General features: G+C 59.4%; 19 protein-coding genes and 6 pseudogenes. 4 read left to right on the forward strand and 21 right to left on the reverse strand.

The genetic code is table 11. From position 1 onward, the window contains the following. Window positions 1-179: 179 nt before the first annotated feature. From NBG89_RS26955 to NBG89_RS26965, 3 genes are all read right to left on the reverse strand, one after another. Window positions 180-1,526 carry an HlyD family type I secretion periplasmic adaptor subunit gene (locus NBG89_RS26955; protein ID WP_431323346.1) on the reverse strand — a complete coding sequence of 449 codons (1,347 nt, stop codon included), beginning with the start codon at window positions 1,524-1,526 and terminating at the stop codon, window positions 180-182. Beyond that, entirely contained in the window at window positions 1,523-3,250 is a 1,728-nt protein-coding gene (locus NBG89_RS26960; RefSeq protein ID WP_431323347.1) for a type I secretion system permease/ATPase, read from the reverse strand. Before NBG89_RS26960 ends, NBG89_RS26955 begins: the two co-directional genes overlap by 4 nt. A gap of 151 nt (window positions 3,251-3,401) precedes the next feature. Beyond that, window positions 3,402-4,652: a hypothetical protein gene (locus tag NBG89_RS26965; RefSeq protein ID WP_431323348.1), complete on the reverse strand. Its 1,251-nt coding sequence runs from the start codon at window positions 4,650-4,652 to the stop codon at window positions 3,402-3,404. A 205-nt stretch (window positions 4,653-4,857) separates the two neighbouring features. On the opposite strand from NBG89_RS26965, the pseudogene NBG89_RS26970 reads away from it, so the two are divergent. Beyond that, window positions 4,858-5,403 (forward strand): annotated as a pseudogene (locus NBG89_RS26970) (non-homologous end-joining DNA ligase); the annotation flags it as partial. Between the two features lie 34 nt (window positions 5,404-5,437). Here the strand turns inward: NBG89_RS26970 and NBG89_RS26975 are convergent. The 4 genes and pseudogenes from NBG89_RS26975 to NBG89_RS26990 form a co-directional block, all read right to left on the reverse strand. Further along, window positions 5,438-5,947: a DUF4334 domain-containing protein gene (locus NBG89_RS26975; protein ID WP_431323349.1), complete on the reverse strand. Its 510-nt coding sequence runs from the start codon at window positions 5,945-5,947 to the stop codon at window positions 5,438-5,440. Continuing rightward, window positions 5,944-6,831, reverse strand: a complete 888-nt coding sequence (locus tag NBG89_RS26980; RefSeq protein WP_431323350.1) for a hypothetical protein — start codon at window positions 6,829-6,831, stop codon at window positions 5,944-5,946. Before NBG89_RS26980 ends, NBG89_RS26975 begins: the two co-directional genes overlap by 4 nt. Window positions 6,832-6,858: 27 nt before the next feature. After that, window positions 6,859-6,987 (reverse strand): annotated as a pseudogene (locus NBG89_RS26985) (ATP-dependent DNA ligase); the annotation flags it as partial. Next, window positions 6,968-7,140, reverse strand: a pseudogene (locus NBG89_RS26990) (SOS response-associated peptidase family protein); the annotation flags it as partial. The pseudogenes NBG89_RS26985 and NBG89_RS26990, both read right to left, overlap by 20 nt. Window positions 7,141-7,200: 60 nt before the next feature. Here NBG89_RS26990 and NBG89_RS26995 point away from each other — a divergent pair. The 3 genes and pseudogenes from NBG89_RS26995 to NBG89_RS27005 all read left to right on the forward strand — a co-directional run bounded on the left by NBG89_RS26995 (window position 7,201) and on the right by NBG89_RS27005 (window position 8,665). Next, entirely contained in the window at window positions 7,201-7,791 is a 591-nt protein-coding gene (locus tag NBG89_RS26995; RefSeq protein WP_431323351.1) for an SOS response-associated peptidase, read from the forward strand. 399 nt (window positions 7,792-8,190) lie between these two features. Next, a pseudogene (locus tag NBG89_RS27000) lies at window positions 8,191-8,323 on the forward strand (type II toxin-antitoxin system VapC family toxin); the annotation flags it as partial. A gap of 108 nt (window positions 8,324-8,431) precedes the next feature. Continuing rightward, the gene (locus tag NBG89_RS27005; RefSeq protein WP_431323352.1) at window positions 8,432-8,665 is read left to right on the forward strand and encodes a DUF6429 family protein; all 234 of its coding nucleotides are present in this window, start codon (window positions 8,432-8,434) and stop codon (window positions 8,663-8,665) included. On the opposite strand, the pseudogene NBG89_RS27010 reads toward NBG89_RS27005, so the two are convergent. The 14 genes and pseudogenes from NBG89_RS27010 to NBG89_RS27075 form a co-directional block, all read right to left on the reverse strand. Beyond that, a pseudogene (locus NBG89_RS27010) lies at window positions 8,646-8,795 on the reverse strand (transposase domain-containing protein); the annotation flags it as partial. The gene NBG89_RS27005 and the pseudogene NBG89_RS27010 sit on opposite strands and share 20 nt — an antisense overlap. 53 nt (window positions 8,796-8,848) lie before the next feature. After that, complete coding sequence (locus tag NBG89_RS27015; RefSeq protein ID WP_431323353.1) at window positions 8,849-9,136, reverse strand: hypothetical protein; 288 nt, start codon at window positions 9,134-9,136, stop codon at window positions 8,849-8,851. 310 nt (window positions 9,137-9,446) lie between these two features. Then, window positions 9,447-9,569 (reverse strand): hypothetical protein, encoded by a 123-nt coding sequence (locus NBG89_RS27020; protein WP_431323354.1) that lies wholly within the window; start codon window positions 9,567-9,569, stop codon window positions 9,447-9,449. Between the two features lie 42 nt (window positions 9,570-9,611). Further along, on the reverse strand, window positions 9,612-11,087 hold the full coding sequence (locus NBG89_RS27025) for an NAD-dependent succinate-semialdehyde dehydrogenase (RefSeq protein ID WP_431323355.1): 1,476 nt from the start codon (window positions 11,085-11,087) through the stop codon (window positions 9,612-9,614). Window positions 11,088-11,160: 73 nt separating this feature from the next. Continuing rightward, window positions 11,161-12,240 (reverse strand): ABC transporter ATP-binding protein, encoded by a 1,080-nt coding sequence (locus tag NBG89_RS27030; RefSeq protein ID WP_431323356.1) that lies wholly within the window; start codon window positions 12,238-12,240, stop codon window positions 11,161-11,163. Further along, window positions 12,237-13,037, reverse strand: a complete 801-nt coding sequence (locus tag NBG89_RS27035; RefSeq protein ID WP_431323357.1) for an ABC transporter permease — start codon at window positions 13,035-13,037, stop codon at window positions 12,237-12,239. Before NBG89_RS27035 ends, NBG89_RS27030 begins: the two co-directional genes overlap by 4 nt. Window positions 13,038-13,039: 2 nt before the next feature. Beyond that, window positions 13,040-13,849 (reverse strand): annotated as a pseudogene (locus NBG89_RS27040) (ABC transporter permease); the annotation flags it as partial. A gap of 214 nt (window positions 13,850-14,063) precedes the next feature. Further along, window positions 14,064-15,074, reverse strand: a complete 1,011-nt coding sequence (locus tag NBG89_RS27045) for a polyamine ABC transporter substrate-binding protein (protein ID WP_431323358.1) — start codon at window positions 15,072-15,074, stop codon at window positions 14,064-14,066. 58 nt (window positions 15,075-15,132) lie between these two features. After that, complete coding sequence (locus tag NBG89_RS27050) at window positions 15,133-15,447, reverse strand: NIPSNAP family protein (protein ID WP_431324565.1); 315 nt, start codon at window positions 15,445-15,447, stop codon at window positions 15,133-15,135. Window positions 15,448-15,451: 4 nt separating this feature from the next. Beyond that, window positions 15,452-16,915, reverse strand: coding sequence for an aldehyde dehydrogenase (locus NBG89_RS27055; protein ID WP_431323359.1), 1,464 nt, complete (start codon window positions 16,913-16,915; stop codon window positions 15,452-15,454). Window positions 16,916-16,920: 5 nt separating this feature from the next. After that, the gene (locus tag NBG89_RS27060) at window positions 16,921-17,958 is read right to left on the reverse strand and encodes an LLM class flavin-dependent oxidoreductase (RefSeq protein ID WP_431323360.1); all 1,038 of its coding nucleotides are present in this window, start codon (window positions 17,956-17,958) and stop codon (window positions 16,921-16,923) included. After that, complete coding sequence (locus NBG89_RS27065) at window positions 17,955-18,893, reverse strand: flavin reductase (protein ID WP_431323361.1); 939 nt, start codon at window positions 18,891-18,893, stop codon at window positions 17,955-17,957. The genes NBG89_RS27060 and NBG89_RS27065 overlap by 4 nt, the downstream gene beginning before the upstream one ends. Continuing rightward, window positions 18,890-19,732: an alpha/beta fold hydrolase gene (locus NBG89_RS27070; RefSeq protein WP_431323362.1), complete on the reverse strand. Its 843-nt coding sequence runs from the start codon at window positions 19,730-19,732 to the stop codon at window positions 18,890-18,892. Before NBG89_RS27070 ends, NBG89_RS27065 begins: the two co-directional genes overlap by 4 nt. 17 nt (window positions 19,733-19,749) lie before the next feature. Next, window positions 19,750-20,352 carry an amino acid synthesis family protein gene (locus NBG89_RS27075; RefSeq protein ID WP_431323363.1) on the reverse strand — a complete coding sequence of 201 codons (603 nt, stop codon included), beginning with the start codon at window positions 20,350-20,352 and terminating at the stop codon, window positions 19,750-19,752. Between the last annotated feature and the right edge of the window lie 310 nt (window positions 20,353-20,662).

Genomic DNA, 20,662 nt, shown 5'->3' on the forward strand with positions numbered 1-20,662 from the left:
CATGGGACCGATGCGGCCATCTACCGGCAACGCGTTTCAAGCGTCAACGTCGGCTGGTCCTCTGGCGAAACGAAAATCTGGTCCGCCAAAACGGGTTGCGCGGGCATCTGAACGAAACCGCCACGGCGCTATTGAACGCCGACATGCAGGGCGCGATCGGGGTCTAGGGAGCCGCCACTTCAGCGCTCTCGGAACGAGGTATTCAGATTGGACGCCAACGGTCCGAGGAGATATTTGAGCGCCGAGCGCCCCTCCGTCGTGATCATGACGCTCGCAGGCATGCCAGGATAGAGCTGGACATTCGGGCTTGCGGCCAGTTCCTCTGGATCGACGTCGACGGTCACCGCGTAGTATGGCACCTGGCTCCGCTCGTCCGTCAGACGGTCTGCGGAGACGCCGGTCACCTTTCCGTGAATGATGGGAAGGGTCTTCTGCTTGTAGGACGTGAAATGGACCTCCGCATCCATATCCGGCTTCACGTCCGCGACATCCTCGACCCTGATGCGCGCCTCGACGGTGAGGGGAGAGTTGTCGGGAACGATCTCGAGCAGCGTCTCGCCGGGGCGAACCACCTGGCCGTCATTGAAGAACTTGAGGTCGACGATGGTTCCATCCGCGGGAGAGCGCACCTCCATGTTTTTCAGTGTGACTCTTGCGGCCTCAAGGCGTGGTGTGATCTCGGCCAGGCGTGTGCGCACGTCCCGCATCTCACCGGCGACCTCCTTCTTTCGCTCGCTCGAGAGGTTGTCGATTTGTGCCCTCACCTCGGCGATGGACTGACGCGTCACGTCGGCAGACGTCAACTGTGCTTCCAGATCACCACGGATGCCGCTCTCCGCCCTCTCCAGTTCGTTGAGACGTGTCCTTGTCGCAATCCCCTTCGCGACCAGACGTTCCTGGATCTCGCGGTCAGTGGCAAAACTCTGCAGGCGTTCGTTGAGGGCACGCTTCTGCGCCTCGACACCGTCAAGCTGGGTCTGGTACTGAAGCATCTTCTTGCCCAGCACCTCGCGTTCGCCCGCCAGCGCGGAACTGCGGACGTTGAATTCGTCGACCTGTTCCTGAAGGATGTCGGCCACGGCCGAATTCCTCGCCCCCGAAAGGCTCGCAGGCAAGGTCAACGTCTCCGCGCCCGTCGCCTCGGCCACGAGGCGCGCTTCCACGGCCAGGAACTGGATCTGCTGCTTCTCCAGGATCGTGACCTGCGCTCTTGCCTGCGTGTCGTCGAACACGACCAGCAGGTCTCCCTGACGGACATGGCTTCCCTCATGGACGCCCAGCCGCCGGATCGTGCCGCCGTCGAGATGCTGGATGCTCTTGCGATTGCCCTGAACCTTGACCAGGCCGTCGCCGATGACCGCGGCGTTCAGCGGCGCGAGCGCTGCCCAGGTGCCAAGGCATCCGAAGAAGCCCAGGATGATGAACCAGCCGGTCCGCGCCACCGGCCGGAAGTCGTCATCCGGTCGAGGCGTTTTCGGCTTTGTCGCTTGCCGCGACAGTGAAGATGAGAGGGCCGCAGCCGTCATTCGGCACCCCCAATGGAAGAAAGCGCGGGCTGGTTGAGGTGGATTACCTTGATGTTTGGTCTGCCGCTTGCCTGCGGCGACAGGAAACGCCGCATCATGTCGTCCCGCTCACCGAACGCCTCCACGAGACCATCCTTCAACACGAGCAGCTTGTCCACGGCGGCGATCGTGGCGGCCCTGTGGGAGATGACGACGACGGTGCGCCCGTGCTCCTTGAGGTGCCGCAGGCATTCGGCGAGCGCCAGATCGCCGACCGTATCGAGGTTCGAGCTGGGTTCGTCGAGAATCACGAGGTTTGGCAGGCCATATACCGCGCGCGCCAGACCGATGCGCTGCCGCGTACCGCCCGACAGCATTGCCCCGCCAGCACCGATGCGCGTGTCATAGCCCTGCGGAAGCTGCAGGATCAGCTCGTGCACGCCCGCAATCTTGGCCGCTTCGACGACCAGGTGGTCTTCTCCCGTCTCGAAACGGCAGATGTTGGCAGCGATCGTGTCGGGAAAGAGCTCGATGTCCTGCGGCATGTAGCCGAGATAGCGGCCGAGGCGGGATTTCGGCCATTGGGCGATATTGGCCCCGTCCAGCCGGACGGCGCCGGCCGAGGGCGTCGCAACACCCATGAGCAAGCGGGCCAGCGTCGACTTGCCGGCCCCGGACGGACCGATCACGCCCAGAGCCTCGCCCGCTTGGAGCCTGAAGGATACGCCCTTGAGTACGGGCTTCTGAGCGCTGGCGGCGAACACCACGTTTTCAACGCTCAGCGTTCCGTCGGGGCGGGGCAGAAGGAGGCCCGGTCTTTCTGTTGGGACGGCTGCCAGCAACTTGTCGATGCGCGCATAGGCGTCGCGGGCGGAAACGAAGCTGCGCCAGTGCGCCACCACCTGTTCGATCGGCTGAAGCGCACGCCCCAGCAGCATTGAGCCCGCAAACATGATGCCGGCCGTCGCCATGCGCTCAATTACGAGAAAGGCGCCGAGTCCGAGCACGATCGATTGCATCGACATCCTGACGAACTTGATTATACCGCCGATGAAGCCACCGCGATCTCCTGCCAGCAATTGGCGTTGGAGCATCAGGTTGCGGTCGTCGGACCAGCGCAGGATCAGGTTGTGCGCCATTCCCATGGCGTTGACGGATTCGGCATTGCGCAGGCTGACGTCAGTGAATGCGTAATTTCGGTTCGAGGCGTCACCCGCCTCGCTGAGCGTCTTGCGCAGGACCAGTTCGTTTATAAAGGCCAGCGCACCGATCACGATGCCTCCGCACAGGGCGAACGCGCCAAGCAGCGGATGAAGGAGAAACAGGACGATCAGGTAGAGCGGTACCCACGGAAGGTCGAACAGGGCCTGAACGCCGCCGCCGGTGGCGAATTGCCGGATCGTGTCGAGATCGCGCAAGGGTTGGCTGCGGGCCTCTGGACGTTCGAGCGAGGCCAGCAGCAGCCGTTGTGACAGAAGCGCGTCCATACGGATGCCCGCCCGGTTGAGAATGCGTCCGCGCACCATGTCCAGCCCGACCAGGCAGAAATAGGCGAGGAGAAGTATCAGGCTCAGCATGACAAGCGTGGTGACGCTGCCGCTGGACATGACCCGGTCGTAGACCTGAAGCATGTAGATGGGCCCGGCCAGATACAGCAGATTGACTGCAAGACTGAAAAGGCCCGCGACAAAGTAATATTGCCGCAACTGATGGGCGACCGCCCTTAACTCCGGATTCCTGATCATCACCGCCCGCTACGCTCGAGCCGATGCTCCGTGAAATTCTGGAGTATCGGCCACATATAAGGAGGACCTCGTGACACCGTTCTCGGGTGGCACGTTAGCCGCCGGGTACGGAGGACGTCCATGCGCCCTCCGCTTGTTTGATGTGATGGTTTTAGGCCCAGTGCCAGTAGTCGTAGTCGTACTTCACGCCGACCGTCACACTATCGGTCGGGTCGGTCTGACCGTTGAAACCGACATTGTAGTCCACCTTGTTGTCGTTCAGGGCGCCGTCAAGCAAGGGAACCGGCTTCGTGGTGGTGCTGGCATCGAGATTTATAGCGCCACCGCCAAATTCAATCGTTGTCCCGTCGGAGATGGTGATCTTCTCGTTCCCTGTCAGCCCGGTTTCGGTCGCGGTCAAGGTTGCCTTGGTGACCGTGAAATCGAACCCGCCGTTTTGTGCTTCATCGAAGACAATGCTCAAAACATTGCCGTTGAGGTTTCCGCCACCGTTATCCGAATCCGACCGAAGGTGCTCCTGCTCCACGTAATCTGAGCCGCTTGCCTTGTAGATGTCGGCGGTGCCCACGATATCGATAAAGGCCGTATTGGAAATCGCATGGCCGTGACCGTCGTCGATGTTGTACTCGACGGACAGATTGAGGTGGACACCTTCCTTCAGGTCGTCCAATTCGCGGCTATTCTGGTCGATGACAAGGTTGCCGTTGCCGTCGATCGTGATGTAGCCCGGCTGGGCGATCTCATTGTGGGCCTCGTCGAAGAACTTATAGCCGCTCGTCGTCAGCACATCGCCATCCGGATCCGACGCCCCTTCCAGCAGGCTCATGAACGGCGTGTGGCCGTCCACCGCTCCATTGCTGATGACGTGCGCCGCGTCGTAGGTCGATTGCGTCTCCGTTGCGTTGAAATGCAGTACGGAAGCCGTCGGCGCCTCGTTCGCCTTCGGCGGATTCGCCCAGTCGGGATCGTACCCATGCGGCTCATGCGCCGACGTGTAGAACTCCCGCGTATGCCACTGGCCGTTCTTGCCGGCATCCTTCCAGCTTTCGGTATCGAGACCGCCGAGCATGTCCTTGATCGAGATCGACACACCGTTGACCAAGACGGTGGGGTCTGGATCCTGGATCAGGTTTCCGTCGACCGGGCCGGTCTTGCTCTGTGCTGAGCTTTGCAGACCGGTGAGTTGGAACTGACCCGCGGAGATCGCTTCGACAACGGCCTTGGCGTCGTCCAGGGAAACGCCGGGCTGCTCGGAATAAATAAAGCCAACGTAGTCCGCCAGTTGCTTCACTGCGTCGGAAAGTGCTCCCTCGTAACTCGATGATAGCTGCCCTTGAATGGATGCGTTACTGTTCGAATTGTAGTACTCGCTACTTAGGAAATGCGTAGTGAAAAAGTCCATTAATTCCCCCAACTTTTGGCAACGCGTAATTTCTACGGTAGACCACTTTACCATCTGGCAACTATATTTTTCAATTTCTGCGCGTCAATAATATTGTTGAAAATTACTTAATTTCACCGGCCCAGCTAGATGAGTATAGGTCATAATGTCACTTCGTATGTGCCGATCTATTCTAAGCCAAATCAATAGTGGCGACGCTATACGCCACGATTGGACACACCGTTTTCCAGCCATCGCCGAGGCGCAAGCTCGGCGTCAGAACCGCCATCCTCGGTGGCGAGGCGGTCGTGCACGATCAAGAAGGCCGCTCGGATTTCGGGGGCGTTGCAGCGCTGGCTTTAGGGCACGGCGCCAAGCGGTCGTCGATGGAATCGGTGTTCTTCGCTTTCGACCTTCTTTATTTGGATGACATGACCTTTTCGTCCGCCGGCACTTCCTGGAAGATTTTCTCGATGGCGCCGTATTTTGGGCAGATGCCTGTTCGATGGGGCTCGAGGGCATCATCGCCAAGCACCGGGACCTGCCCTATCGCTGCGGCCGCACCGGCGGCTGATTGAAGATCAAATGCGTGCAGAGCGAAAGCTTCATGATCGTCGGCTACGAGCATTCCACGATCGCGCGCGGCGGGATCGGCAGCCTGCTTCTTGCCGGCCGCAAAGAGCATGATTGAACCTATGTCGGCTCGGTCGGTACAGGTTCAACGCCAGGACGCCGGAGAGCTGCGCGGCATGACATGGATGAGAAACCGACCGGTTGTCGCCAATCGATGATGTCACAGCCGGCATTCAAGGGTCGTCGACGCGCTCAAGTTCGAAGAAATAGGTCCGCTCCTTGCCGGTGACGGTCATCGCCCCCATGATCCGGTCCACGTCGATCCGCCGGAAATGATCGACGATCGGCTGGTTGTCGTAGGTGATGGCCGCACTCTCGACACCATCAAACATCATGGTCTTTACGGAGGCGACTGGCCCCCTGGCCTGCAGCCGCTGCTGAAGATAGAAAAACAGGTTTTGCGCGGCACGCGTCCGGCCGACTCCATGGAAACGTAACGCCAGGCCGAGCGGTATCCATTTCGGATCGATGGCGATCAGGCGCCGTCCACCTGCGCGAAACAGCAAGGCATCCGCGCGCATGTCGGATGTGAACCGCTTGCCGAACCAGCCAAGATTTTCCAGCACGCCGTCGAAGGGATGCCCCGCCGGTATGCCGCGCCCTTTCCATAGGCCGACGAGTTCGCGTGGCTTGATCGGCGGCAAGCGTCGGAATTCCTCAAGAACTGTCTGCTGTTCTCTCACCGGGTGGGTTGTCCCTCTGCTCGCGCTCTGGCCCGCCGCCTGGATTTGGCGTCGCGCCGGGCAATTCGCAATTCCCCAAGAGTTGGCATCCACCAGCCGCGATCGAGTTCACTTTGATCCGGTAGCCTGCGCGCCGGCCAGGTCGTCACCAATTCCTCCAGCGAGCCCGACCGCCAGGACGCCCAGACATATTCCTCGCCATCCGGCGCGGCAAAGTAGAACGCACTGACTGTCGACGGATCCGCGAGTTCGCCGTCGGTCCTGGTGAAGAACACGATCCCGATATGGGTGCCGGTCGCACGATCGAAGGGCGGGGGATCATCGGCAGGGACGGGATATCGCTTCCGCCGGCGCTCCCTGATCCTCGCCCTGGATGCCTCGTCTTCTTCAGTGCCCTTGATCGCCTCGCGCCTTGAGCGGCGGGCTTCCGGCTCGCTCCGTTCGGCGGCTGCCTCGATGGCTGGCCAGCGCTGGCGCAGTTCCTCGAATGAACCGTAGGGCACGGTCCACAGGCGGCGATCTGCGTCCCAGCGTGAACGCGAAATTTCGCGTATCTCGTCGATGACCTGCTTTGAATAGGGGGTGCGGATCTCGAAGGTCGCGGGTGCTGCTTCGAGATAGCGGCTTTCGATCGGCTCGAAGGCGAATGCGTCCCTGCCCTTCTCGTCAGCAAAGGCGTCGGCCCTGGCCTCCATCTCGGCCAGAAAGCGGCCGACGCGCTTACTCGCGGTGCGGCCGGGCACGAACCAGGCTTTCAGGTCGTCGCTCCATCGTGCACGCGGAAACGCTTGCCGAAAGCGTTGCAGCGTTGTCCGGTCGTGCGGCAGGTCGGCTGTTGCACCCTCACGTGGCGACGTGGGTGGGTCCTTTTTTTCCTCGTCCATGTGAGATCGCCTGACCACTTTCACAGGTCATGCTGTCCCTCTTGTTTTCCCGAGCCGTTTGATCGCCTGCTCGAGGGGTCGCTCGGCATCACAATAGTCCTGCCAGGCGGAACTCCTGCTAAGAAGTGCCGGCACCGTGCGGAGGGTAAACCGCTCCCTCCGATCGAACAACATTCACGGCGCTAGCCCACCATCGCGGGGACGCAGCCCCCATGAAAGCTCCACCATCTCCACCTCGCCATCATGGCGTCTTATGATCATGCGAGGCTGGTCGAGCGGGGTGTCGGACTGGAAAGCCTTCGCGCTCATCCTGAATGGAACATATCAGGAACATGAATCTGAAGCAATCAACCCGAGATGGGGGGACGCATGTGCAATGATTATCGCCTGATGGTGGATGTCGCCTCGATCGTCGAGGACTTCGCCGAGCTCGAGATCAAGATCCGTTTCGGTGAGGGCGCGCCGAACCTCGAAGCGCGCGAGGACATCAAGATCACCGATCTTGGCCCTATCGTCAGGACGATTGACGGAGCCCGAAACGAGCCTGAGCTCGTGCAGCGGCGCTGGAGCTGGCCTGGACCGAACAAGCGTCCGGTCTATAATTTCCGGTCGGAGGGTCGGGAGTTCAGTTCCAATCGTTGTCTGATCGTCACCGATGGCTTTTACGAGTTCACCGAGCCAAAGGACCCGAAAAAGAAGCGCAAAGACAAGTGGCTATTCACCAGGAAGGACGAGCCGATTTTCTGCATCGCAGGCATCTGGCGAGAAACACCGGAGGTCGGGCAGGCCTTCACTATGCTGACAATGGAGCCGGGACCGGACATCGCGCCTTATCACGATCGGCAGATCGTCATCCTGGAACGCGACGCTTGGGCAGATTGGCTGGAGCCAGCCACGTCAGCCCGATCGCTGATCAAGCCGTTATCAGCAGGCTCGTTGACAGTCGAGCAAGTCGGCTGACTTTCGGATCGGGTCGGGCAGCTCATGGCTCGCAGCCATCAGGCAGAACCGGAGTCGTTTTTCCGGGTGACACAGCCCGCTCGTACATTCTCAGAACCTATTTCGCACAATTTCCTGGCTCAAGGGGTGCCTCATCAAAACGAAAGCCACGGCAAGTCGCCGCGCGAGAAGCGTTCGAGGAAGCCGGTGGGCGGCTGGTCGAGGAAGCACAATTGCGCGGACTGTTGACACGCTCGGAACAATGCTGAGTGCAAAGTCCGCACACGCCTGAATGACTGTGCGAAGATTATCGCCCCCTGCGCGCCGTGTCGTGGGGGCTGGGGGAGAAGCGACGGCTGGCGCCGATTGGCATATTTTGAGGGCACTATGTCATTTGAGCCAACGCGCTCAAAGGCTAACTACACAGATGCCCACTTGCTGGCCTCGGTTCTCCTTGATCAGCGCGGCCTTGTGGACCAGAGACAAGCGTCTGCGGGCGGCGGCTAAAAAGGCGGGGGCTTTACTGCATACCTCTGCCAACGCGCGGACCTAAATGCTGAATCAAAGCGATAGCCGTTGCTCATGCCGGTCTGAGTGTTGAGCTGTATCCATCCGAGCAGGGCCGCGGGATTTTGGGCGCCGCGCGTGGTAATGTCGGTTCATGGAGATCGATGAGGACAAGATCGACGATGCCGTTTTGGCGCTGTTATGGCTGACGCTGCATAACGAGCGTCGTGCCTGGAAGGGCTTCGACTGGGCAACGACGGATCGGCTTCACAAGAAGGGCATGATCGGCGACCCTGTCAACAAGTCGAAGTCACTGATCCTGACCAATGAAGGCCTGGAGCGCTCCGAAGCGTTGTTCCGGGAGCTGTTTACGCGGCCGCCGCAATAGCCGTCCCTTTATGTGTCTTCCATTGCCAAGGCAGCAGTTCGTGCAGGCGGGAGACGGGAAGTTCGGCGATGCGGGCGAACACATCGGCGAGCCACGCCATGGGGTCGACGTCGTTGAGACGGCAGGTCGTGGGGCCGATCGAGCCGCCTCACTGGCTGTGGCTTCGTCGCCTTCGAGAAGCGCCTAATGCCCAAAATGGAGGTCGGTCGATTGCTTCGCATCAAGATCGAGCCACTTTCCCGATGACCTCGTCACGGGTGCGGCGAAGAAGTCTTCGAAAGCTTCGTTGGAGCATACGTAGCGACCCTGAGAATTCTTGTAGAAGAGCGGAAGGGGAAACGTGCCAAGCAACGCTTCGAGAAGCGTTGCTTGGTCAATTGCGGCATCCTGATCCTGGGTTCCGTCGCGCTTCCGATCGCGCCTTTCCGTCAAAAAGCGTAGCTGCCGAAACGGTTGCGATGGCGACTTCATCGTGCATCGCGCAACTATTGGGCGACAACCGGATGTATCATCTCATTCATCCTGCGGTGAGATGACCGCATCCACCGTCTGCTATAAGTCGGCAAAGAAGAGTGGGGGATATCGCCAACGCTAAAGTTGTACCTTCGGAGCGATGCCCTTCGCCAGGCTTGTAAAATCAAATCAGCCTGATCGCTGTTGCTGGCCGAGAGCCTTATTGGTCCCGCAAGCCGAGCTTTCGCTGGATGCAACGCAGTTGAGGATATCCTTGCCGTGCAGCACGGTCGACGACTTGGTGGTCAAAGAGCAGCGACTCCGTGGCTCACTCAAGCCAGCCCACATGCATCTCGTAAAACCCTTGATCCGCTTCCAAAGAGGAAGACACACCGGCGTCAGGTTGAAAGAGGTCACGCAGCAGTTGAAAGAATTTTTCGATCGGAACCATGCCTTCCCTCCCTTGTCATTGCCGCCTTGTACGGGCACTCCCTTAGATGGAGAGGCAGACGTATTTGATCTCAAGGTACTCCTCGATGCCGTACTTGGACCCTTCCCGCCCCTGGCCAGACTGCTTGATGCCTCCGAACGGTGCTACCTCTGTCGAAATAAGTCCCGTGTTGACGCCAACCATTCCGTATTCGAGTTCCTCTGCCACCCGGAACACTCTGGATAGGTCTCTGGAATAGAAATACGAAGCCAGGCCGAACTCTGTGTTGTTGGCCATGGCGATCACATCGGTTTCGTCTTCAAACTTAAAGAGCGGCGCGACCGGTCCGAACGTTTCCTCCCGCGCGATTTTCATCTCCCCCGTCACGCCGGTCAGGATCGTCGGCGTGTAAAAGAGACCTCCCCGCGCCTCCCGACGCCCGCCAAGCGCTATCTTCGCGCCCTTCGCCACTGCATCGTTTACGTGTTCCTCAACCTTCGAAAGCGCCTTGTCGGAGATGAGAGGACCTGCATTAACCCCTTCTTCGAAGCCATCCCCGACCTTCATCTCCCTCACTTTGGCAGCCAGCTTTTCTGCAAAGTCTTCGTAGACACCGGCCTGGACATAGAGCCGATTTGCACAGACACAGGTCTGGCCATTGTTACGGTACTTCGAAACCATAGCCCCCTCCACGGCGGCATCCAAATCGGCGTCGTCGAAGACGATGAAGGGAGCATTGCCTCCGAGTTCAAGACCGAGTTTCAGGACCTGTTCAGCGCCCTGACGCATCAAGATCCTGCCGACGTTCGTTGATCCCGTGAAGGTAAGCTTTCGGATTTTGTCGTTCCGACACATTTCCTGGCCGACCGTGGCAGAGTCGGTCGAGACAATGACATTGAAGAGACCTTCAGGCAGGCCGGCCCGTTCGGTCAACACGGCAATCGCCAGAGCAGACAGCGGCGTTTCTGCAGCCGGCTTCGAAACCATTGCGCAGCCTGCAGCAAGAGCCGGTGCCATCTTCCGCGCGAGCATCGCGTTCGGGAAGTTCCATGGCGTGATTGCGCCGACGACGCCGACCGGCTGCTTGATGACAACGATGCGCTTATCTTGCTGATGACCCGGGATCGTGTCGCCATAGACACGTTTGGCCTCTTCTGCAAACCACTCGACGTACGCGGCACCGTAAAGGATTTCTCCTTTTGCCTCGCCAAGAGGTTTCCCCATCTCCATTGTCAAGATGACCGCCAGATCGTCAACGTTCTGGACAAGGAGGTCGAACAGTCTTCGAAGAATGGCCGCGCGCTGCTTCCCCGTCATTCGCGCCCACTCCCGTTGAGCTCTGTGCGCAGCAGCGATGGCGCGAGCCGTTTCGGCACCTCCCATATCCGGAAGTGTCGCGAGGACTTCGCCCGTCGACGGATTGGTGACCTGGAAGGTGCGCCCACTGTCACTACTTGTCACCCAGCCGCCGCCGATCCTTGCCTTGTCTGTCGCCAGGCTGGGGTCACTTAACCTGCCAAGAAGAGACTGCGCGATCATCCCGTATGCTCCATTCTATGTATGCGCAATGCCAGCGAACACGTCTGCTTTAAGCCGTGTTGGCCTTGTCATTTCAATGATTGAACACGTGAGCCGATCCGGCCTCAAACTTCAGCCAGACGGGGTCGCCGCGATTGAGATTTGAGATCGCGTCATGGCCGAACGGCAATCGGACCGAGAGACCGTCGCCCCGAGCTGTCGTCGTAACGACGTGCACGTTGTTGCCGAGGAACGTAATGTCATCGACCGTTGCTGCCAGGGCCCTGTCCTGAGGGGCCTTTGAGAGAAACAGGCGCTCGGGTCGCAGCATGATCGAGGCGTTCGAACTTGCGGAGGCAGAGCCGTGGATAGGCACATCCGGCACAGTAAGGCCGTCAAACAATGAGATCTCGGCGCGGCCGTTCGACGCTTTGAGAATGTTGCATGGCAGGAAGTTGCTGTCGCCGATAAACTCCGCAACGAAGCGGGTCGCCGGGTTAGCGTAGAGTTCCTGACCCGTGCCGATCTGGTCGATCACCCCCTTGGAGAACACAGCAATCCGGTCAGAAAGACGCAACGCCTCTTCCTGATCGTGCGTAACGTAGAGGATAGTGACTTCCGTCTGCTGATGGATTCGGCGGATTTCGTACTGGATTTCCTCGCGCAGCTTCTTGTCGAGAGCCGAGAGCGGCTCGTCCATCAGAAGGACCGGAGGATCATAGGCGAGTGCACGGGCGAGTGCGACGCGCTGCTGCTGACCACCCGACATCTGCGCAGGTTTGCGATCCTCGAACCCCTCAAGCCGGACGAGACGAAGCATCTCCCGAACCTTGGCATCGACCTCAGCTTTCGACTTTCTTCTCACTTTCAACGGAAACGCGATATTCTCGCCGACGGTAAGGTGCGGGAACAAGGTGTAACGTTGGAACACCATGCCGATGTTGCGCTGGTGCGAAGGCGTCGACAGCAATGACGAGCCAGAGAGCTTGATGTCGCCCTTTGTGGGATTTTCGAAGCCGGCCAAGATATAAAGCGTCGTGCTCTTACCTGAACCTGATGGCCCGAGGAACGTCAGGAACTCGCCTTTGCGCACTTCGAGATTGACGTCATGCACCGCAACGACGGGTCCATATTCTTTACGGATTCCTTGAATTTGCAGGAAGGGGATCGTCATGATTTCATTCCTTTGCGCACCAGTGCGACCAGTGTCATGAGCACGAGGGTCAGTAGGATGAGGAGGGTCGAGGCTGCGGCCACGACTGGTGTTAGATCTTGTCTAAGCGTTGCCCAGACCTTTACCGGAAGGGTCTGAAGCGTCGGGCTCGCCATGAAGATTGCAACGACCACTTCATCCCACGACGTAAGAAACGAGAAGATCGCAGCGGAAAACAGACCATGACTGATGGCTGGCAAGGTGATCCGGATCTTGGCCTCGATTGGGGACGCTCCGCAAAGGATTGCGGCATCTTCGATCGATTTGTCGAAGCCTTCGAGCGCGTTGCTGATGGCGAGGATCGAGAATGGCAGGGCCAGGATCAAATGTGACAGGACAAACCCGGTCATCGTGCCGTTTAGGCCGACCTTCAGGAGAAAGGCATAAAGACCGACTGCCAGAACGACGACGGGAAGGATCATCGGTGTCAGGAACAATGCCTTGATGGATTCGCGGAAGAGAAACCTGCCGCGGACCAAACCGAAGGATGTCACCAGCCCGAGCAGAACCGACAGGATGGTGACCATCGCGGCGATCTTTAAGCTGGTAAAGGCTGATTCAAGCCACCGAGGATCGGCAAACAGATCCGAGTACCATTTCAACGTCCAACCTGGCGGTGGGAAAATCAGCCACTGCGAGGACCCGAAGGACAGAGCTGCGATGAACAGGATCGGCAGCAGCAGGAATGCGGCAGTCAGAACCGTGATCGCGAGCAGAATATACTTCCAATAACCGAGGCGTTCGAAGCTCAACAACATGATTATCGGCCTCCCAGATTCTGCTGACCGAAGAAACGGAGCTGGACGGCGTAGAGCCCCAGTGTGACGACGAGCAACACCAGTGCGGCAGCGCCACCCATTCCCCAGTTGACAAGCGATTGAACGAATTGGGCGATCAGTTCCGCGAGCATCATGTTTGCGGTGCCGCCGAGAAGTGCGGGCGTGACGAAATAGCCAAGAGACATCACGAAGACCATTAATGCGCCGGCCGCCATACCCGGTATCGCGAGCGGAAGCAGGACCCGCGTCAACGATTGCCAGCGCGTGGCACCACACAGAGCTGCTGCCTGAAGGATCGCGGGGTCTATCTTCCGGATCACGCCATAAAGGGGAAGAATGATGAACGGCAGCATGATGTAAGTCATGCCGATCGTTACGCCCGTGAGGTTGTTCACGAGTGGTAAGGGCGTGTCGATCAGTCCCAAGCCCATCAGGATCTTGTTGATGACCCCTGTTCTCTGGAGCAGCACCATCCACGCGTAGGTCCGGGCGAGAAGGTTCGTCCACATCGACAAAAGCAGGATCGCGAAAACGAAAGACGCTGCACGGCGCGGCATGATCGCCAGCGTCCAGGCGACGGGAAATCCGATCATGAGCGAAATCAGGGTCACAAGCGCCGAAACCGCGAATGTGTTGAAGAAGATCCTGAGATAGGTGGTCGACCCCAGAAGCTCCGCGTAGTTGGTAAGGCCGAAGGTCGGTTCGGTGATGCTGCGTAGCAGGAGAGAGACCACCGGAATCACGAAGAAAAGCGCAACGAAGACCAAACCGGGCACGACCCAGGCGAAGCCAACGGCGCTCGCCACTTTCGCAGCCTTGCTTGCGATTGCAGGGCGGCCTCGTGGCTGCGAAACGGCTGTAGCGGACATAGCTCTCCCTTTCGAAAATCAGCGGCGCTCACGCGGGCGCTGCAAACCGGGGCAGGGTCACTGACCAAGGCCTGACGCAAGACTGGATGTCCATGCGTAGACCAAGCGCCCAGCGTCCCTACCCTCTCCTCATGGTTTACTTAGCCTGCCAGGCGTACCAGCGCTCTCCGATGGCGTCCCTGTTCTTCGCCCAGTAGGACATGTCTGCGTTCACCTGGCTCGCCGTCTGTTTGTCCGGGAGGGTTTTTGCGGTCTCGGGATCCATCAGCTTTGCGGCATCGAGATTGATCGGCGCGTATCCCGTCGCCGTCGCCATGTCGGCCTGCGCCTGTGCCGATGTGGCCAGCGCGATGAATTCCATGGCGGCCTTCAGGTTCTTCGTGCCCTTGGGGACGACAAGAGAGTCGGCAGCGGTGATATTCTGCTCCCAGGATGTCTCGACGTTTACGCCCGTCTTGCCCAAGGCCGTCATGCGTCCATTCCATACGCTACCGAATGGCGCTTCCGCGGAAGCAAGCAATTGCTGCGACTGAGCCCCGCCCGACCACCAGACGATATCTGATTTGATGGTATCGAGTTTCTTGAAAGCCCGTTCGAGGTCAAGAGGATAGAGTTTGTCTGCCGCAACGCCATCGGCCAGGAGCGCAGCTTCGATCACACCGGGTGCGGACCATTTGTAGAAGGTGCGCTTGCCGGGGAACTTCTGCGTATCGAAGAGATCCGCCCAGGTCTTTGGGCACGCCGAGACGGCGTCTTTATTGCAGCCGATCACGAACGAGTAGTAGAAGCTGCCAACCGAGTAATCGGTGACGAAGCGCGGATCGAGCTTGGATTTGTCGATGACGCTGTAATCGAGCTTCTCAAGCAGGCTCTTCCCACCTGCCTGGGCGGCGTAGTCGCCTTCGACGTCCACCACGTCCCATGTCACGCCATTGGCTTCGACCATCGCCTTCAGCTTGCCGTAGTCGGTCGGCCCGTCTTGCAGAACATTGATGCCCGACTTTTCGGTGAATTTGTCCGCCCACGCGGCCTTCTGGGCGTCTTGTGTCGTCCCTCCCCAGCTCGAAAAGACCAGATCGGCGGCGCTGACCGACGTGGTGGTCAAGATGAAAGCGGCCGCGGCCGCGAGTCCGATATGCGATTTCATGTTCCCAGTACTCCTTTTTTGAGCTTGTTCTCTCATGCCTGCATTCAACGGATCCGCACTAGCCCAAGGGCGAGAAGCGGGCCGGTCTTACGATCTTGTTCTCCGCGACCTCGATGAGATCGCGGATCTTGGGCAGAAACGCCTGCCAGTCAGGATCCGCATTGAGTGCGGTCCGCCGTCGCTCCCGGTCGTCGAGAGTTTCATAGGCCCAGATGTGCACGATCTCGTTGATCGTGCCGATTTCGGAAAAGAAGTAACCGACGAGCTCGCCCAGATGCGATTTCTGGATAGCGATGCCCTCCTCCTCGACCACCTTGAGGTAGGTCGGAACGGTTCCGTTCTTGAGCCGGTATGTCCTGATTTCGTAAAACATCATCTCACCGCATCACGAAGGGGTCGGGAAAGGGTGAATCGGACGTGTTGAGCCAGACGGTCTTTGTCCGGGTGTAATCCATGACCGCGGCCATTCCGCCCTCGCGACCATGCCCTGAAAGACCGTAGCCTCCGAAGGGCGCGATCGGCGAAACAGCGCGATAGGTGTTGAGCCAAACGATGCCCGCGTGGATGCCTTTGCTCATACGGTGGGCGCGTGCGAGATTCTGAGTGAAGACACCGGACGCGAGACCGAAGCGCGTATCGTTGGCCAATTGCAGGGCCTCTGCCTCAGTGTCGAATGAAACGACAGACAATACCGGACCAAAGAATTCCTGGACCAACGACGGTGAGGCGATGCCGTCGCAATCGAGAATGGTCGGCGGATAGTAGTTTCCTAAACCACGGGGGCGTACGCCGCCGGTGACAAGCTTTGCTCCAGCTGCGATCGAGGCAGCGATCAAGGCGTCGACATGATCCTGTTGTCGGCGGGTCGCGAGCGGGCCGACCTCCGTCGCCATGTCCAGAGGGCTGCCGATGCGGATCCCCTCAGCCTTGGCTTTCAACTTCGCGAGGAACGCATCCTTGATCGAACGCTCGACAATCAGTCGCGATCCGGCGACACATGACTGGCCAGTCGCCGCGAAGATGCCGGCGACCTGTGCGTTCACGGCACTTTCGAGATCGGCATCCGCGAAAACCACGAACGGCGACTTGCCTCCCAGTTCAAGGGACGTGGACGCAAGGTTTTCAGCAGAGTTACGAACCACATGGCGTGCGGATTCCGGGCCTCCGGTGAAGGCGATGTGCGCGACCTTCGGATGGCTCGTCAGCGCTGCGCCGCAGGCAGGGCCGAAGCCTGTAACGATATTGACAACACCGGGCGGGAAGCCTGCCTCGTCAACGAGACGGGCGAACTCGAGAAGTGGGCCAGGACCGTCTTCGGATGCCTTCAGCACCAGAGTGCATCCGGCCGCAAGTGCCGGCCCGACCTTGACGGCCGACAGGAAAAGCTGGCTGTTCCAAGGCACGACCATGGCCACAACACCCACCGGCTCCCGGCGCAGCCAGACATCCATGTCAGGCTTGTCGATCGGCAGGAACGAGCCTTCGATCTTGTCGGCAAGCCCGGCATAGTATCGGTAGTAGTTGGCGACATAGGCGATCTGCGACGAGGTCTCGCGGATGATCTTGCCGGTGTCGCGCGTTTCGATCTCCGCCAGAAATTTTGCGTTTTCCGCAACCAGGTCGGCGAGACGATAGAGCAGCTGCCCGCGTTGGGTCGCGGTCATCGCTGACCACGACCCTTCTGTCAGTGCTCTGTGGGCGGCTTCGACGGCGCGATCGACCTCCGGCTCTCGTGCTTCCGGCATGATGGCCCACGGCTCGCCCGTGGCCGGATCGAGGCTCTCGAAAGTGTTGTCGCCGTCTTCAAAGTGGCCGTCGATGTAAAGCTGGAAGCGCCGCATCTCTGTCACTCCTGGAACGCCGGCATGACGTCGCGGATGAAGCGCTCGAGCGAAGCCTTCTTGCGCTCGAAGGGCATGCCGGTATCGATCCAGAAGGAATACTCGTCGTATCCCAGCGCCTCATAATGCTTGAGGCGAGTAATCACCTGATCGGCGGTACCCAACGCCAGATTGTCGCGCATGACCTGCGGCGAGACGATGGTGTTTTCCGCCATCTCTTCCTCGCTCAGCCGGGCGATCAGGCCCTGTCGAATAGGGCGCTCATTCTTGAACCATGCAAAGAAGTAATTGTAGTAAATGCTGAGTTCCTTCTCAGCCTGCGCCACATCGGCTGCATCCGTGCCGACGTAGGTGTGGAGCAGCAGCATGATTTTCGGACGAGGTATCTTCGGCGCCTTTTCACACGCAGCCTTGAACCGATCCATCAGACTGTCGATCTCTTTGTCCCCGTTCCAAAGTGGGGTCACTTGGACGTTGCAGCCATTGGCAACCGCAAATTCGTGGCTGTTTGGATCACGAGCCGCTACCCAGATCGGGATCGGCTGCTGCTGCGGCTTCGGCGCCGATGTCGTGGAGGGGAACTTCCAGAATTCGCCATCATGGGAATAGTCGCCCTGCCAGACGCCTTTGACGGCCGGAATGAGCTCTCGCAGGCGTTGGCCAGCGCCCCAGGCGTCAAGGCCGGGAAAGAGACGCTCGTATTCGAAGGAGTAAGCGCCGCGCGCGATACCGAGATCCAGTCTGCCGTCGGTGATGAGGTCAGTCATTGCCGCCTCGCCTGCCAGCTTGATTGGGTGCCAGAATGGAGCGATCACCGTTCCGGTGCCGAGGCGAGCATGCTTCGTACGGTTTGCGAGATCAGCGATGGTGACGAAGGGGTTCGGCGCGATGGTGAAATCCATGCCGTGATGCTCGCCGGTCCAGATCGCATGCATGCCGCCCTTGTCGGCGATCTCGCACAGAGCGATGAACTCGTTGTACAGATCCTTTTGCTGCTGGTCCGCATTCAGACGTTCCATGTGAACAAAAAGAGAAAATTTCATCGCCGCGTCTCCTCCACCTGGCTCGAATGCACTTTCCCCTCGGTCTCATTGCCGAAGTAGACACCGAAGTTGCCGATCGAGCTTTCCAGCGCGAAGCGGCGAATGATATCGGCAGTCGCCTTGTCGCAGGCGGCCGCGGGGTCGATTTCAGACGGCGAATAGAAATGGCCGGACTTCGGATCGCCACCCCCGGCGATCGCCCGATAAACGATGTGCTGACATCCGTCTGTCTTGTCTTCGTAAACCGAATACAGAAATCCGATGGTGACGTTCAGACCGGTTACGTCTTCGAGGTGGTCTGCGAGAACTTCGCTCGGATTGCCGTCGCTGATTTCGCAACCCGGCAGGCTGAGGGATCGCTCGGTACCCAGCAACAGCACCTCGCCTTGCCTTTCCAACACTGCCGCGAACTTGATGTTGCCCTCGCTCGCCGCGGAAACAGCTTTTCCAGCCAGGGTCGGCGTGAAGTAGCCGCCACGCGCATAGCCAAGTCCATTGAGACCGCTGTTGGTGAACGTCGTCACCCGCCCGACAAGGATCACATGATCCCCGGCTTCCACGACCTCGTGCATCGCGCATTCGAAGAATGCGGCGACATCAGAAAAAACCGGTGAGCCCGTCTCGCCACTGCGCCAGTTCACGGAAGCGAAGCGGTCCTCGACCGGGCGGGCGAACGTATTGGAGACGTCCTTCTGTGTCTCCGACAGGACATTGATGGCGAAGTGTCGAGCTCCCGTCATGGTCGCGTAGTTGCGCGATGTCTTGGCCAAGCAAACCAGGAGCAAAGGCGGGTCCAACGACACCGAAGTGAACGAATTCGCTGTGAAGCCGATCGGATGGCCGCTGGCGTCTCGCGTGGTTACGACTGTCACGCCCGTCGGGAACGCACCAAATGCGTCCCGCAGCGCTCTTGGATCGAACGCCTGTGCTGTCATGTTGGCCTCTCCTCTGTCGCCAGCCATTCACGCATCATGTCATTGACGATGCCGGGTGCCGTCAGGTTCACCATGTGGCGGTGCCCGCTGATGATCCGTGCCCAACCGTTTTGTGCCTGCGTCGCCATCGTCTTAGCCATTTCCGGCGTCGAATTCGGATCACCGTCGCCGGTCAGAAACATCGCAGGGCACGTGACCTTCGGCCAGCAATCACAAAAGACGTCGTCGCCGGTAGCAAACGCGCTATAGGCAGTCGCATAGGCTTGTGGATCGATCTGTTCCAACCATGCGCGGGTGAGTTCGCGCGCCCGGTTGCTCTCGGGATCGTCGCCGAACCACCGCAGCAGAGGTCCTTCCTTGTCCACACCGCTTGACCGGATGGCAGCGGCACGAGCCAGCACAGCTGCCTTCGCGTCAGGATCGCGCTTATGCACACCGTTGAGATACGCGACCCTTGCTATTCTCTCCGGGAATGTCGCTACTGCGCCGCCCGAGATCATCGCTCCCATCGAATGACCCGCGATGTTGACGCGGGAAAGTCCGATGTCGTCGAGAAATCGCTCCAGCCATGCAACGAAGTCCTTGATGGTACTCCCGGCCGGTAGAGCCTTGCTTTCGCCATGACCCGGCATGTCGACAGCAATCACACGGTGAGTCCTGGCAAACTCCGGAATCTGAGGAGACCAGGCCTCCAATCGCATCCCGACGCCGTGGACCAGAACTAGCGGCTCGCCCTGTCCGACGTCGTGATAGGCTACCCCACGCGGGCTAGCCTTCCGGGGGCAAGTTGCGCTGCTACTTTCGAAAGCCTGCGCGGATCTTTGGGCGGTATTTGACATGGCGTCACCGATCCAGTTCAAACGCCAGCGGGATTGCTGACGGCCTGGCCGAGATCCTTGAGATCCTGATAGCGGTCGCCGATGCGGTGATGCGGCCGGCCGCCGACGGAAGCGCCGAGCCCGATGACAATCTCGTCTGCCGCCGGCGCGTCCGGAATAGACGTCTGGATCGTCAGGTAGTGGGATCGGCGTCCTTCGTCGTTCTTGTCCATCAGCGGGATCATGATGGGAGCGTTCGCGGGCCCGCGAGTATTGCAAAACGCGAGATACGACTTCGCACCGACCGCCTGACGGTAGTGATTTCCAAATCTAAGCGTGTGAATGAGGGCCGAAGCGTGTTCGATCTCTCCATCGAGACCGACGACGGCGGTCTTGCCGTAGCCTTCGACGGCCTCGCCCGATCCGACGGCGTCGATAATCATTCCGGTGAGCAGTTCACCCAGCACCGGCGCCGCAGCATGAATTTCCGGCTTCAGATCTTCGACGAACCCCCGCCCCGCCCAGGGGTTTTTCACGACTGCGTATGCGGCAAACAGCTTCAGAGGGGAGGATGCGGCCCTTCCTCCCTCAACAAGAGTGGTTTCGATCTGAAGGAGTGTCTTGCGGATCTCGATAGCCATGGTGCCCTCTCTAGGTATGCAGTGTTATGGTATGCCAAAAAACTGGAGAGTCAAGCGACGTCCGCCGCATCGGCCTGCAGGCTTTTCCAGCCCGTTTCTTAAGCGGCGTTGAAACAACCCGACTCCGTCGTCATGGCAGGATAAGGCCACGACGGTGAAGGGTTCGAGGAGCATGCACTTCCGCTGAAAGAGAACTGCGTGCGTCGCAGTTCGTCGATCGACGTCGTGGCCCGCCTTTACAAGCTGGCGCACGACAACGCAGAAACTCGATTTAGGACCAGTAGGCTTTGCCCGGACTAATCGAAGCAGC

The sequence above is a fragment of the Rhizobium sp. YTU87027 genome (assembly GCF_050644135.1).
Taxonomy (GTDB): domain Bacteria; phylum Pseudomonadota; class Alphaproteobacteria; order Rhizobiales; family Rhizobiaceae; genus Rhizobium.

What these genes read in the sequence shown, in the direction of transcription:
- NBG89_RS26955 (WP_431323346.1), bottom strand. Translation starts at nt 1,526, where the DNA reads ATGACGGCTGCGGCCCTCTCATCTTCACTGTCGCGGCAAGCGACAAAG.
- NBG89_RS26960 (WP_431323347.1), bottom strand. Translation starts at nt 3,250, where the DNA reads ATGATCAGGAATCCGGAGTTAAGGGCGGTCGCCCATCAGTTGCGGCAA.
- NBG89_RS26965 (WP_431323348.1), bottom strand. Translation starts at nt 4,652, where the DNA reads ATGGACTTTTTCACTACGCATTTCCTAAGTAGCGAGTACTACAATTCG.
- NBG89_RS26980 (WP_431323350.1), bottom strand. Translation starts at nt 6,831, where the DNA reads ATGGACGAGGAAAAAAAGGACCCACCCACGTCGCCACGTGAGGGTGCA.
- NBG89_RS26995 (WP_431323351.1), top strand. Translation starts at nt 7,201, where the DNA reads ATGTGCAATGATTATCGCCTGATGGTGGATGTCGCCTCGATCGTCGAG.
- NBG89_RS27005 (WP_431323352.1), top strand. Translation starts at nt 8,432, where the DNA reads ATGGAGATCGATGAGGACAAGATCGACGATGCCGTTTTGGCGCTGTTA.
- NBG89_RS27015 (WP_431323353.1), bottom strand. Translation starts at nt 9,136, where the DNA reads ATGAAGTCGCCATCGCAACCGTTTCGGCAGCTACGCTTTTTGACGGAA.
- NBG89_RS27020 (WP_431323354.1), bottom strand. Translation starts at nt 9,569, where the DNA reads ATGGTTCCGATCGAAAAATTCTTTCAACTGCTGCGTGACCTCTTTCAA.
- NBG89_RS27025 (WP_431323355.1), bottom strand. Translation starts at nt 11,087, where the DNA reads ATGATCGCGCAGTCTCTTCTTGGCAGGTTAAGTGACCCCAGCCTGGCG.
- NBG89_RS27030 (WP_431323356.1), bottom strand. Translation starts at nt 12,240, where the DNA reads ATGACGATCCCCTTCCTGCAAATTCAAGGAATCCGTAAAGAATATGGA.
- NBG89_RS27035 (WP_431323357.1), bottom strand. Translation starts at nt 13,037, where the DNA reads ATGTTGTTGAGCTTCGAACGCCTCGGTTATTGGAAGTATATTCTGCTC.
- NBG89_RS27045 (WP_431323358.1), bottom strand. Translation starts at nt 15,074, where the DNA reads ATGAAATCGCATATCGGACTCGCGGCCGCGGCCGCTTTCATCTTGACC.
- NBG89_RS27050 (WP_431324565.1), bottom strand. Translation starts at nt 15,447, where the DNA reads ATGTTTTACGAAATCAGGACATACCGGCTCAAGAACGGAACCGTTCCG.
- NBG89_RS27055 (WP_431323359.1), bottom strand. Translation starts at nt 16,915, where the DNA reads ATGCGGCGCTTCCAGCTTTACATCGACGGCCACTTTGAAGACGGCGAC.
- NBG89_RS27060 (WP_431323360.1), bottom strand. Translation starts at nt 17,958, where the DNA reads ATGAAATTTTCTCTTTTTGTTCACATGGAACGTCTGAATGCGGACCAG.
- NBG89_RS27065 (WP_431323361.1), bottom strand. Translation starts at nt 18,893, where the DNA reads ATGACAGCACAGGCGTTCGATCCAAGAGCGCTGCGGGACGCATTTGGT.
- NBG89_RS27070 (WP_431323362.1), bottom strand. Translation starts at nt 19,732, where the DNA reads ATGTCAAATACCGCCCAAAGATCCGCGCAGGCTTTCGAAAGTAGCAGC.
- NBG89_RS27075 (WP_431323363.1), bottom strand. Translation starts at nt 20,352, where the DNA reads ATGGCTATCGAGATCCGCAAGACACTCCTTCAGATCGAAACCACTCTT.